The 12,036-nt window shown below is 68.0% G+C and carries 8 protein-coding genes; 6 read left to right on the forward strand and 2 right to left on the reverse strand.

Features of this window, described 5'->3' with window-relative positions; genetic code table 11:
• Positions 1-31: 31 nt before the first annotated feature.
• Positions 32-1,735 carry a glycoside hydrolase family 13 protein gene (locus E4J16_RS04915; RefSeq protein ID WP_136192864.1) on the forward strand — a complete coding sequence of 568 codons (1,704 nt, stop codon included), beginning with the start codon at positions 32-34 and terminating at the stop codon, positions 1,733-1,735.
• Positions 1,736-1,781: 46 nt separating this feature from the next.
• Positions 1,782-2,789, forward strand: coding sequence for a LacI family DNA-binding transcriptional regulator (locus E4J16_RS04920; RefSeq protein WP_136192865.1), 1,008 nt, complete (start codon positions 1,782-1,784; stop codon positions 2,787-2,789).
• Between the two features lie 64 nt (positions 2,790-2,853).
• Here the strand turns inward: E4J16_RS04920 and E4J16_RS04925 are convergent, their stop codons facing one another.
• Positions 2,854-5,337, reverse strand: coding sequence for a glycoside hydrolase family 31 protein (locus E4J16_RS04925; RefSeq protein WP_136192866.1), 2,484 nt, complete (start codon positions 5,335-5,337; stop codon positions 2,854-2,856).
• A 188-nt stretch (positions 5,338-5,525) separates the two neighbouring features.
• On the opposite strand from E4J16_RS04925, the gene E4J16_RS04930 reads away from it, so the two are divergent.
• On the forward strand, positions 5,526-6,548 hold the full coding sequence (locus E4J16_RS04930) for a LacI family DNA-binding transcriptional regulator (protein WP_136313417.1): 1,023 nt from the start codon (positions 5,526-5,528) through the stop codon (positions 6,546-6,548).
• Positions 6,549-7,530: 982 nt separating this feature from the next.
• On the opposite strand, the gene E4J16_RS04935 is transcribed toward E4J16_RS04930, so the two are convergent.
• Complete coding sequence (locus tag E4J16_RS04935; protein WP_136313418.1) at positions 7,531-8,700, reverse strand: ROK family transcriptional regulator; 1,170 nt, start codon at positions 8,698-8,700, stop codon at positions 7,531-7,533.
• Positions 8,701-8,840: 140 nt separating this feature from the next.
• Between E4J16_RS04935 and E4J16_RS04940 the strand changes: the two genes are divergently transcribed.
• The 3 genes from E4J16_RS04940 to E4J16_RS04950 are packed head-to-tail and all read left to right on the forward strand — an operon-like array spanning position 8,841 to position 11,991.
• On the forward strand, positions 8,841-10,109 hold the full coding sequence (locus tag E4J16_RS04940) for an ABC transporter substrate-binding protein (protein ID WP_136313419.1): 1,269 nt from the start codon (positions 8,841-8,843) through the stop codon (positions 10,107-10,109).
• A 20-nt stretch (positions 10,110-10,129) separates the two neighbouring features.
• Positions 10,130-11,065 carry a carbohydrate ABC transporter permease gene (locus E4J16_RS04945; RefSeq protein WP_240038276.1) on the forward strand — a complete coding sequence of 312 codons (936 nt, stop codon included), beginning with the start codon at positions 10,130-10,132 and terminating at the stop codon, positions 11,063-11,065.
• 5 nt (positions 11,066-11,070) lie between these two features.
• Positions 11,071-11,991: a carbohydrate ABC transporter permease gene (locus E4J16_RS04950; RefSeq protein WP_136192870.1), complete on the forward strand. Its 921-nt coding sequence runs from the start codon at positions 11,071-11,073 to the stop codon at positions 11,989-11,991.
• The last annotated feature ends 45 nt before the right edge of the window (positions 11,992-12,036 follow it).

Raw genomic sequence — 12,036 nt, forward strand, 5'->3', positions numbered from 1 at the left:
GCCCCGACCCGTTCCAGGACCAGAGGACCCCATGACCTCGCTTGCTCCGCTTGTGACCGTGCGCAACGACCAGGACGCCTGGTGGCGCGACGCCGTCATCTACCAGATCTACCCCCGCTCCTTCGCCGACTCCGACGGCGACGGCCTCGGCGACCTGCCCGGCATCACCTCCCACATGGACCACCTCGCCGCCCTGGGAGTCGACGCCATCTGGCTCTCGCCCTTCTACCCCTCCCCGCAGGTCGACGCCGGCTACGACGTCGCCGACTACTTCGACGTGGCCCCCGAGTACGGCACGCTGGCGGACTTCGACGAAATGGTGGCCGCCGCCCGAGCCGTCGGCATCAGGGTTGTGATCGACCTGGTGCCCAACCACTCCTCCGACCAGCACGCCTGGTTCCGCGCGGCGCTTCAGGCCGGACCCGGCTCACCGGAGCGCGAGCGCTACATCTTCCGCCACAGCCCGGACGGACCGCCCAACAACTGGGGCAGCCTGTTCGGCGGCCCGGCATGGACCCGGGTCGAGCCGCTCACCGGTCGGGAGGAGGACCGCGGCTGGTGGTACTTGCACCTGTTCGCCGCCGAACAGCCCGACTTCAACTGGGACCACCCCGACGTACACGAGATGTTCCGCGAATTCCTGCGCTTCTGGGCTGGGCGCGGGGTGGACGGCTTCCGCGTGGACGTCGCCCACGGCCTGGTCAAGGCTCCCGGCCTGCCCGACGACGCTCTGGGGGAGGACCGCTGGCGCGGCACCGCCGTCGACGATGAGCGGCCCAAGACCGCCGACAACGGCCCCATGTTCGACCAGCCCGGCGTGCACGACATCTATCGCGACTGGCGCAGCGTGCTCAGCGGCATCCGCCCCGACATCCTGCTGGTGGCCGAGGCCTGGGTGGATCCGCCCGAGCAGATGGCCAAGTACGTCCGCGAGGACGAGATGAGCCAGGCCTTCAACTTCGACTACCTCAAGTCCCCCTGGCGTGCCCCCGACCTGCGCCGAGTCATCGACACCTCAATGGCAGCCAACGCCGCCGTGGGCGCGCCCACCACCTGGGTGCTGTCCAACCACGACGTCGTCCGTCACGCCACCCGCTTCGGCTTCCCCCCGGGAGCCGAGCCGGACGACGGCATCGGCGCCGAGGATCTGCAGCCCGACACCGTCCTGGGGCTGCGCAAGGCCCGCGCCGCCACCCTGTTCGCCCTCGGTCTGCCCGGCAGCATGTACATGTTCCAGGGGGAGGAGCTGGGCCTGCCCGAGCACACCACCATGGACGACGCCGCCCGCCAGGACCCGGCCTGGCTGCGCACCGACAAGCGCACGCGCGGGCGCGACGGCTGCCGCGTCCCCCTGCCCTGGGCGGCCGGCGGACCCGCCTGCGGCTTCAACACCACCGGGCGGACCTGGCTGCCGCAGCCAGATGGCTGGGGCGCCTACGCCCCCGCCGTACAGGAGTCCGACCCCGACTCCACCCTGTCCATGTACCGGCGCGCCATCGCCGCCAGGCGCGAATGGCAGTTGGGGCGGGGCGAGGTCGAATGGGTGCAGGATCTGCCCGAGCAGGTGCTTGCCTTCCGCAACGGTGAGATCACTGTTGCTATCAATATGGGGGACGGGGACGCCGTACTGCCGTTGACGGGTACGGTGCTGGTGCAGTCTTGGAGCGGGCAGACAGGCGGACGCCTCGACGCCATCACAGTTCCCGCGAACGCCGCCGTGTGGCTAGCCGCATGAGTTGAGGCAGGGCGGGCGGCCCCATCAGACCCTGGAAGGAGAACGCATGGCCACCCGCGCCGAGGTCGCACGCCTGGCCGGAGTCTCCCCTTCAACCGTCACCTATGTCCTGACGGGACAGCGACCCACCACCCGGGCCACGCGGGAGCGGGTGCAGCGCGCCATCGACGAGTTGGGTTATCGGCCCAACCGGCATGCCTCCATGCTGGCGGCTCGCTCGGTGCGCACGGTCGGGGTGCTGTTTCGCATGCAGCGCTCCGGCATTGATGTCAACGATCTGGAGTATGTCGAGGGTCTGCGCCAGGGCGTGGAGCCGCAGGGCATGCAGGTTTTCGTTCCCGTGGGACGGCGTTCGGGACCGATGGACGCGCTGGAGGCCCTGGTTCGCTCCCGGGCGCTGGAGGCCGCCGTCCTCATGGACGTAGCCATTGACGACGAACGTGAGGAGTATCTGCTGGGGGAGGGCGTGCCGACCGTGCTGATTGGCACGTCGAACCGTGCCGACGGCGCGCCGGGGGTGGACGCCGACTTCGAGCGGATGGCGGATCTGGGTGTGCACCACCTGGTGGAGCTCGGCCACCGCCGCATCCTGTTCCTCATGCGCGACGTGCATGCCGATAGGTCTCACGCCTATGCGGCTCAGAGCCAGGCTGTACGTCAGGCCGCCCGTAGGCATGGGGTTGAGGCCGTGTTCCGTTCTTGTCCCGACAACGTCATTGCCGGCGCGCATGTACTCGGACCAGACGGGCTGCCGGGGGGATGCACAGCCGTGGTCTCCAACAACGTCAGTGCGTTCGAAGGCGTGATTGCGGCGGCGTGGGCGCGCGGCCTGTCTCTTCCAAACGATCTGTCCCTCGTATCGGTCGGCTTGACCGCGGCCCGCACCCCGGCCGGGGACTTGGTAACCGAGGTGGGGGTGGACCGGCCGGCGCTCGGGCGTATGGCCGGGGACCTGCTATTGCATTACCTGACCGATGATTCAGTATCCGGTGTAACGCTGGTCGAGCCGCGCCTTATTGACCACGGTTCGACCGCCTCGCCGGGCCCCGCCTGATCCGCCGAGGCCGGTCGGCATGGCGACCGACCTCGGCGGAGCAACGGCTCCCGCGGGTGTGGGGTCAGGCGACCTCGCTAATGGCGGCCAACAGCTGCTCGGACAAGCCGGCTGCTCGTAGGCCGCCGATGAGTGCGCCGCCGGTGGCCCCGGAGGAGACCACGCCCCAGGCCCGGTCCTTGGCCGGGTAGGACATCTGGGCGGGTTCAAGGATCCGGAAGACCTCGTCTGCCAGCGACGGCGGCTTAGTGCTCACGCCCGACAGCTCGAGCACGACGCCGTCGGCCGGGCGCACCGTGCCCAGGGAGACGTCCAGGCCGCCGCCTAGGGTGAAGCCGTCGGCGGGGCGTTCCTTGACAGGGGTGTCGGTGCCGTTCACGCGGGCCGTGGCCTGGCCGCCGGCGGACAGCAGGTGCACGGTGATCTCCCGTTCTTCCGGTACGACGCCGTCCGGACCGTCCTGGGTGATTGCCAGGCGGGCCGAGCCGGCCGCCTCGTCCCAGGTGAGCGTGAAGCGGGTGCGCACCACGCCGTCGGGCCCGGGCGCGGCGGAGCCATCGTCCTCCTCGAGCACGAACTCGCCGTCGGCTCCCGGCACGACGACCACGGAGAGATGGCGTGGGTTGTCGCCGGCCGCCTCGCCAAGGTCCTCGGCGCCGACGATCACGGACCCGGTGCGCGCCAGGACGGGCACCTGCTCCAGGGGACGGGAGAAGGTGAGCATGCGCCCGTCGGCGGCAGCGGCGTCGTAGCGGCGCCCGGTGGGCAGGTCGAACCAGGTGCCCTGGGGCAGCCAGGCCTCCTCCTGAGCCAGGCGCGAGGCCGGGTCGGCGGGGCGGGTGATCGGCATGACGAGCAGGTCCCCGAAGAGGAACTCATTGCGGTTGTCGTAGGACCCCGTGCGCCAGGGGTAATCGTGGTAGAGCGGACGCACCGGGCCGATGCCCTCGGCGTGCGCACGGCGCGCCCACGTATACAGGTAGGGCACGAGCCGGTGCCGCAGCCGCAGGTACGCATCCATGGTGGCGTGGGCGTCGCGCGAGTAACGCCACGGCTCCTTGGAGTTGAACACCGACATGGTGGAGTGCATGCGGTTGATGGGGGAGAAGCAGCCCAGTTGCACCCAGCGGGCCGTCATTTGATCGTCCTTGACGCCGAGCATGTGGCCACCGATGTCGTTGGACCACCAGTAGTAGCCGATGTTGGCGGAGGTGGCGGTGAATTCCGGCTGGAAGCGCAGCGACTCCCAGGAGGTCACCGTGTCTCCCGAGAAGCCGATCGGGGTGCGGTGGCTGGAGGCGTCGGCGAAGCGTGAGAAGGTGATGGGACGACGCCTGTAGGGTGTCTGGCCGGGACCGCTGCGCTCGCGTCCGGAGTCGAGGTAGTGGACGTGGTTGAGCATCCACAGCGGGTCCAGGCCCGGAATATCGGTGTCGCCTCCCTGCTGCCAGTCCAGCCACCAGAAGTCGACTCCCTGCGCCTCCAGGGTGTGGTGGGCGTGCTCCAGGTATACGGCGGTGAAGTCCTTGTCTCCGATGTTGAAGGGGATATCCGCTCCCGTGGCGGGATCCAGGCCGAGCGCTCGGGCCACGGGCTCGTAGGCGTCCTCATGGCGGCGTATGCCCGCGGCCGGATGCAGGTTGAGCGTCACCTGCATGCCGCGCTCGTGCAGGGCCGCCAGGAAGCGTTTCGGATCGGGGAACAGCTCGCGGTTCCAGGTGTAGCCGGTCCAGCCGTTGCCGATGGCGGGATCAATGTCCACCAGGTGCCAGTCCATATCGATCACGGCCACCGAGAACGGCAGTTGCTCCGCGGCGAAACGGTCCATCAGCTCCAGGTAGGACTTCTCGGAGTACCGGTGGAAGCGGCTCCACCAGTTGCCCAGCAGTGCGCGCGGAATCAACGGGGTGGGGCCGGTCAGTGCGAAGAAGTCGCGCAGGGCCGAGCGGTAGTCCTGCCCGTAGCCGAAGAAGTACAGGTCCTGATCGGGGGACTGCCCGCAGTCGCTGCCGGATCGTGGCCGCGGGCGCACCCACTCGTCCTCCTGGATGAGCAGGGAGCCGGAGTCGTCAATGATCGAGTGCCCGGTGATTGACAGCAGGCCGGGCTGCACCGGGGTGGCGCCGTCAACGGTGTCGAGCGTGCGCACGGTGCCGCCCAGGTTGGTGCGATAGGCCTCATCCGGGTCCCAGCGGTCCCCGTAGCGCCAGGTTCCGCCGTGCGCGCCGATGACGGCGGTGCGCAGGGCGACGCTGAGGCCGGAGCGGGAGAAGCCACGCGCGGGCAGGTACGTCAGGTGCAGGTGCTCGGTGATGATCTCGACCCGGTCCTCGCTGCGGCGCACCTGGAAGTCAGGAACCGGGCCCAGGTCGCGGCTGACCACCAGCTGGGTGGCTGCGTCCACGAAGTTGCCTTCGCGGGAGTACTCCATGCGGATGAGCCGGGAGGTCAGCACCGTGAAGCGGTAGTCGGTGCCGGCGACGACGGCACCGGGGCGGGCGGGAGCTGGACGTGGCCGGTCGGCGCCGGGGGAGAGGGGAGAGGTCATGGATGGCCTTTCGGGGGCTGGAGTCGGTAAGAGCAGGCGTTCTACCGCCGTTGGGTTTTGCGATAAACGTAAGCGTAGCGCATCTACTGATGCCGACGGCGCCGACTGTTCCGGCCGGCTGTGCGAGAATCCTGTGAGCAGGCTCGATTGGCGGGTCGGTGCATGGCGGCGCGCGTGAGGGGGACATTGTGGCGACGCTCAAGGATGTTGCGGCGCGGGCGGGCGTGAGCGCTATGACGGTCTCCAACGTCATCAACGGGCGGGCGGGCAAGGTGTCGGAGCCGACCATCGCCCGCGTGCAGGAGGCCATTGCGGCGCTGGGGTACGTGCCCAGCGCGGCCGCCCGCTCGCTGGCCGGCTCCTCCTCGCGCATCCTCGCCCTGGTCTACGAGGCCGTGCCGGGGCGCCCGGCACTGGAGTCCCCGTATGAGTCGCTGTTCGTGGGGGTATGTGAGCAGGCGGCGCGGGCGGAGGGCTATGCACTCATGCTCTGCGGCGCCTCCAAGGCGGAGGACACGGTTGCCCAGCTGCGCTCATGGAATGTTGCCGGGGCGATCGTGATGGCCACGACCCGCATGCCTCCCGGTGAGTTCCTGGAGCGCTCCGGTATCCCGGCGGTTTTCGTCGACGCCTACCGTGAGGCGGATGGCATCTCTCGGGTCAATGTCGACGACGTCGGCGGCGCCCGCATGGTGGGTGAGCGGCTCGGGCGCGCCGGGCACAGGCGCGTGGCGTTCGTGGGCCCGACGGTCGATGTGCCCGGGGTGGTGCGTGAACGGCTGCGAGGCCTGCGCGCGGGGCTGGCCGCACACGGCGGTGGCGTCGAGCGGCGTGACGTGCTGCTCAGCGAGGTCGATTTCGTCGAGGGCGTGGCCGTCGCGGGCCGGGTACTGGAGCGCGAGCCCGCCGTGACCGCCGTGTTCGCCTCCGGCGACGTACTGGCACTCGGTGTCATCATGGGGCTGCGTCGCGCCGGGGTGAGCGTGCCTGAGGAGGTCTCCGTGGTCGGCTTCGACGGGCTGGACCTGGCCCGCTACGTAGATCCGCCACTGACAACCGTGTGTCAGCCGATACGGGACAAGGCCGCTACGGCCGTCGCCTTTCTGCTGGATGAACTGCACGACGGCGACGGCGCCCCGCGGCAAACGGTGCTACCGGTCGCCTGGCAGGAGGGCGGGACGCTCGGGCCGGCAGCGAGCCTCGACAGGTGAATCGTGAAAGAGCTCTAGAGCTGCCTGGCGGGTCTAGAGGGATGATGACTGGGTGTGGGAGTCGGCCAGGGCGGAGAGCCTCTTGCTACTTGCCCTATTGGTTGTGCCTCAACCTGATTGCCGTTGCGTCGAGGGCTCCCACAATGGGCGCGGCGATGAGGATCAGTGGGATGTTGTCTCCATGTCCCAGGGCCGCGGAGATCCCGCAGACACCTGCGGCAACGATAACCGTCGCCAGGACGTGCCGTGCAAAATGCGGCTTGTGACGAATTGAGTTGTCCATAGGATCACTTCTTCTTGCAGGGAGCATTGCAGTCCGGGAATAGGCTCGGTGCAAATATACTCCCTCGCAGATCACGCCGGGAACCCCTCCGGCAACGGTGAATGCGCCGCAATCCATCGCAGTAGGTCGTGTTGTGCGCAGCCAGGCGCGCGGGGCCGTTCCCGCGGTGTTGGGGGCCTGGTTGCCGGCAGCCGAAGGGGGCGGGCGGGGTCTGGTACCGCCCCGTTGGACCGCTTACGGCCCGTTGGACCGCTTACGGCCCGATGGACCGCTGTAAACGGTGGCTAGGGCGGTCCAACGGGGGCGCAGGGGTCCAACGGGGGCGCAGGGGTCCAACTGGCGGGCTCGACGGCCGCGCACACAGACACCCAAGCGCTCACACAACCGGACCTAGCCGCTTTCTGAGAGAACCCTGCTGCTGCATATGCGATCCTGGCGCAGGGTGTGATGGCGGGCACTTACGTATGACGAGATTTGCGGAGGAGCGTCGCTGCGTCGTCAACGCTGACTCGCTCGAGGCTGAGTGCAGCGTGTCTTGGGGAAACGGGCGGGCCATGGTGCTTGATGTGCTCTGGAGGGAGCCTCGACGGTGGCGGAGCCCGACGCCCGGACGCCATGGTGCTTGATGGGCTTTGGAAGGGAGGCTGCCCCAAGGGCGGTTGTGGGGTGAGGACTGATGTGGAATGTCACTGCACAATGTCATAACTCGCCCAGGACGCGGGCACGCAGGGCCAGGGTGGCGGCGCCGGTGGCCCATTCGGCCCGGTCGTGCTCGCGCACGACCACGTCGAGCGGAGACGCACTGGCACGGCGTACCGCGGCGATCCCCTGCTGTACCTCGTCCTCGAAGAGCGTGGCGATGGCGGCGCGCTCGCCCGCAACCACCACGACCTCGGGCAGGGTGAACGCCGCGGCCATGCCCAGCAAGCGCCCCAGCCTGCGCGCGTAGGAAGCACATAGAGACACGGCGTCGCCGTCACCAGCGGTCGCCAGCTCGACGACGTCCGCCGCCGCCAGCCAGTCGTGGCCGCGCTGCACCCAGGTGCGTTCGATCGCCTCATTGGTCAGGCAGTCCATCGCCGCTGCGGCGCTGGCCGGCCGGGCGCCGTCGGGCACTGGCACCATGCCCAGCAGACCCATCTCGGCGTCGGCGTTGGTCACGACCTGGCCGTCCACTACCAGTCCATGGCCGACGCCGGCACCCACCGTGAGCAGGCTGAAGCGGCCGTGTTCCCGTCCCACTCCGAACCAGGCCTCCCGCAGCGTCAGTGCGGTCAGGTCGTTGCCGATAATGGTCGGCAAGCCCAGGCGCGCATTGATGAACTCGGCCAGGGGTACTCGGTGCCAGCCGTAGAACACGGCCTCGTCCACTGTGCGCCCATCGCGCGCCGTACCGCCCAGGCTCACCCCGAGGCAGGACGGCGGCGGGGCGTCGGGTGCGGCGGCGGACAGCTCGGCCAGGGCGGCGGCCAGCTCGCCGATGATCTCAGCGGGGGAGTGTCCCGGGAGTGGACGCCGCACGGTGGCGAGCACCCCCAGGCGCAGATCTGTCAGGACCGCCGTCAACAGATTCGTCGACAGTCCCACCCCCACCACGGACTCGGCGTCCGCACGTACCTCCAGCGGCGACTGCGGCCGGCCGGTGTCGGCGACCTGCTGGGTGTGCACGGTGAGCAGGCCCGCCTCCACCAGCGGTGTCGTCAGCCGGGTGACGGAGCCGGGGGAGATACCGACGAGGCGCATGAGGTCGGGGCGAAGCAGCCTCCCGTGGCGCAGTAGGGCCAGCACGATCTCGCGCTGGGTGTCGCTGAGCGCGGTCCAGGGCGTTTTGTGCGATTCGATCCCGGCCGGGGCGTTTGAGTCGGCCATGGCCCAATCATGCCCGACTCGCAGTCAGGGCTCTTGTCCGATGGGCTTGCGCACAGGTTTCTTCTGACGCAGAATAATCTGTGTTGCCGCCGTCCGGCGGCAGTCCCACCCAACCTCAGCAAGGATGCACGGAGGTACCCATGAGAGCACTGAGCAGGCGCTCCTTCCTCGCCGGCACGGCGACGGCGGCGGCGCTCGCGGCCACGGGCGGCACGCTCGCCGGCTGCTCCTCCTCAGACGGCAAGGTTCACTTGGAGCTGTTCCAGTTCAAGAGCGAGGCCATCGCCCTGTTCGACCAGATCTGCGCCGACTTCAACGCCGCCAACCCGGACATCGTCGTCACCCAGAACTTCCAGGCCGACAACATCACCTCGTTGCGCGCCCGCCTGGTCAAGGGCGACACCCCGGACCTGATCACCATCAACGGCGACTACAACTACGGCGCCCTGGCCGACACGGGCATCTTCTACGACTTCAACCGCACCGACCTGCTCGACGGCGTGAACCCGTCCATCGCCTCCATCCTGGACACGCTCGGCACCGGTGGTGAGGGCCAGACCAACGGCGTCGCCTTCGCCGACAACGGCTCGGGCATCATCTACAATAAGGACGTCTTCGACGACGCCGGCCTCGAGCCGCCGACCACCTGGGCCGAGTTGATTGAGATCTGCGACGAGCTCACCGCCCAGGGGATCGATCCCTTCTACTGGGCCATTAAGGACAACTGGACCGGCGCCCCCGCCTTCTCCTCCCTGTCCGGCTCCTTCCTCACCGACGGCGTCGCCGCCTGGTACGAAAAGCGCCGCGACCTGGACTCCGGCACCTCCTTCGCCGAGCTCAGCCCGGTGTTCGAGAAGATGTACCAGGCGGTCCAGTACGGCAACGGCGACAAGGCCGCCCTGGGCTACAACGACGGCAACCAGGGCTTCGCGCAGGGCAAGGCGGCCATGTACTGGCACGGCACCTACGCCATCCCCGCCATCCGCTCCTACAACCCGGACATCAACCTGGGCACCTTCGCCACCCCAGCCGACGACCCCGCCGACACCAAGGTCGTCTCCGGCGTCGACGTGGCCTTGACCATGGGCGAGAACCCGGCCCACCTGGAGGAGAACCTGCGCTTCTTCCAGTACCTGATGGACGAGGCCAACATGACCGCCTACTGCGACGAGCAGGTCGCCTACCCGACCCTGACGACGCTGTCCGCGCAGGACCCGGCCCTTGAGGGGCTCCAGCCGTACTTCGACGCCGGACGGGTGGCCACATACTCCGACCACAACTTCCCGCCGGCGATCACCCTGAACGCCTATATCCAGCAGTACCTGTTCAACGGCGACCTGGACCAGCTGATCTCCACGCTGGACGCCCAGTGGAACAAGGTCGTGCGCCGTATCAACGAGACGGCCTGAGGCAGGAGGACCGAATAACCATGACCACACAAACCGCCACCGCGCCGCGGGCCGGCGACCCGCAGGCCGTATCCCACAAGATTCGGGACAACAAGGCCAAGAAGGTCGATCCGGCCTTCATCTGGATGCTCGTCCCCGCCGCCCTCGTCTTCACAGTGCTGCTGACGATCCCGCTGCTGACGGGCGTCTTCTACACCTTCACGAACTTCAAGGGATACGGCGACTGGCACTTCGTCGGCCTGACCAACTACAAGAACCTATTCTCCGATGACATCATCTGGGGCTCATACCTGTTCACCTTCAAGTACGCGATCGTCGCCTCGATCCTGACCAACATCATCGCCCTGGGGCTGGCGCTCGTGCTCAACTCCAAGATGAAGGCGCGCACCTTCTTCCGCGGGGTGTTCTTCGTGCCCTACATCCTGCCGGTGCTGGTCGTCTCCTACATCTTCAGCTACCTGTTCACCAACAACCTGCCCCAGATCGGGCAGGCGCTGGGCTGGGAGTGGCTGAGCACCTCCCTGCTGGCCAATGAGGACCTGGCCTGGCTGGCCATCGTCGTCGTCGGCGTGTGGCAGTCGGTCGCCTACAACACGATCATCTACCTGGCGGGCCTGCAGACCGTGCCAGAGGAGATCTATGAGGCCTCCGCCCTTGACGGTGCCGGCCCGGTGCGACGGCTGTGGTCCATGACCCTGCCGCTGATCATCCCCTACCTCGGTATCAACATGGTGCTGTCCTTCAAGGGCTTCCTGGGGGTCTTCGACCAGATCGTCGCCCTGACCTCCGGCGGCCCCGGCACCGCCACCCAGTCCATCTCCTACCTCATCTTCAAGAACGGCTTCCAGGGCGGCGAGTACGCCTACCAGACGGCGAACGGCGTCATCTACTTCCTCATCGTGGTGGCGCTGTCCTTCGCCCAGCTCCGCTTCACCCAGAGCCAGGAAAGGGTCTGATTCGCATGACCGCCACAACCGCCAATCATGACAGTGCCGGCTCCGCCGACAGCCTCCTGGGCAAGGCCGAGCCGGAGGTATACCGGGTCCGTCGCGGCTCGAAGGGAACCTTTGGGCGCACGAACTGGTGGACCACTCTGCTCGCGGTCGTACTCAGTCTCACGGTGCTGGTGCCCCTGTACTTCACCGTGGTCACCGCCTTCAAGACGCCCGAGGAACTGGCCACATCCGGCTGGGCGCTGCCCCGGTCCTGGAGCCTGGACAACTTCGCCACCGCCTGGGAGATGACCTCCTACCCGCGGCGGGTGCTGACCTCCTCCATCATCACCGTCGGCGCCACCGTGTTCACACTGCTGTCCAACTCCATGGTGGCCTACGCGCTGGGCCGCAACATGCACCGCCCCTGGTTCCGGCGCCTGTACTACTACTTCGTGGCGGCCCTGTTCGTGCCGTTCCCGATCATCATGCTGCCGGTGGTCAAGGAGACCGCCCTGCTGCACCTGGACAACGAGGCCGGGCTGATCCTGCTGTACGTGGTCTACGGCCTGGCCTTCAACATCCTGATGTACACCTCCTTCATCAAGTCCATCCCGGAGGAGCTGGAGGAGGCGGCCGCCATGGACGGCGCCAGCCGCTGGACGATCTTCTGGCGGATCATCTTCCCGCTGCTGTCACCCATGAACGCCACCGTCGGGATCCTGACGTGCCTGTGGGCGTGGAACGACTTCCTGCTCCCACTGGTCATCCTCACCGACCAGACCAAGGCCACGCTGCCGCTGGCCCAGTATGTCTTCCAGGGGCAGTTCAACACCAACTACCCGGTGTCCTTCGCCTCCTACCTGATGGCGATCGCCCCGATGTTCCTGGTCTACGTCATCGCTCAGCGCTGGGTGATCTCCGGCGTCATGCGCGGCAGCCAGAAGTAGGGCATAGGATCTTCTCAACCCGCCGCGACCGGCGCCGGCAACCCG

This window comes from Actinomyces procaprae (assembly GCF_004798665.1).
GTDB lineage: Bacteria > Actinomycetota > Actinomycetes > Actinomycetales > Actinomycetaceae > Actinomyces > Actinomyces procaprae.

What these genes read in the sequence shown, in the direction of transcription:
- E4J16_RS04915 (WP_136192864.1), top strand. Translation starts at nt 32, where the DNA reads ATGACCTCGCTTGCTCCGCTTGTGACCGTGCGCAACGACCAGGACGCC.
- E4J16_RS04920 (WP_136192865.1), top strand. Translation starts at nt 1,782, where the DNA reads ATGGCCACCCGCGCCGAGGTCGCACGCCTGGCCGGAGTCTCCCCTTCA.
- E4J16_RS04925 (WP_136192866.1), bottom strand. Translation starts at nt 5,337, where the DNA reads ATGACCTCTCCCCTCTCCCCCGGCGCCGACCGGCCACGTCCAGCTCCC.
- E4J16_RS04935 (WP_136313418.1), bottom strand. Translation starts at nt 8,700, where the DNA reads ATGGCCGACTCAAACGCCCCGGCCGGGATCGAATCGCACAAAACGCCC.
- E4J16_RS04940 (WP_136313419.1), top strand. Translation starts at nt 8,841, where the DNA reads ATGAGAGCACTGAGCAGGCGCTCCTTCCTCGCCGGCACGGCGACGGCG.
- E4J16_RS04945 (WP_240038276.1), top strand. Translation starts at nt 10,130, where the DNA reads ATGACCACACAAACCGCCACCGCGCCGCGGGCCGGCGACCCGCAGGCC.
- E4J16_RS04950 (WP_136192870.1), top strand. Translation starts at nt 11,071, where the DNA reads ATGACCGCCACAACCGCCAATCATGACAGTGCCGGCTCCGCCGACAGC.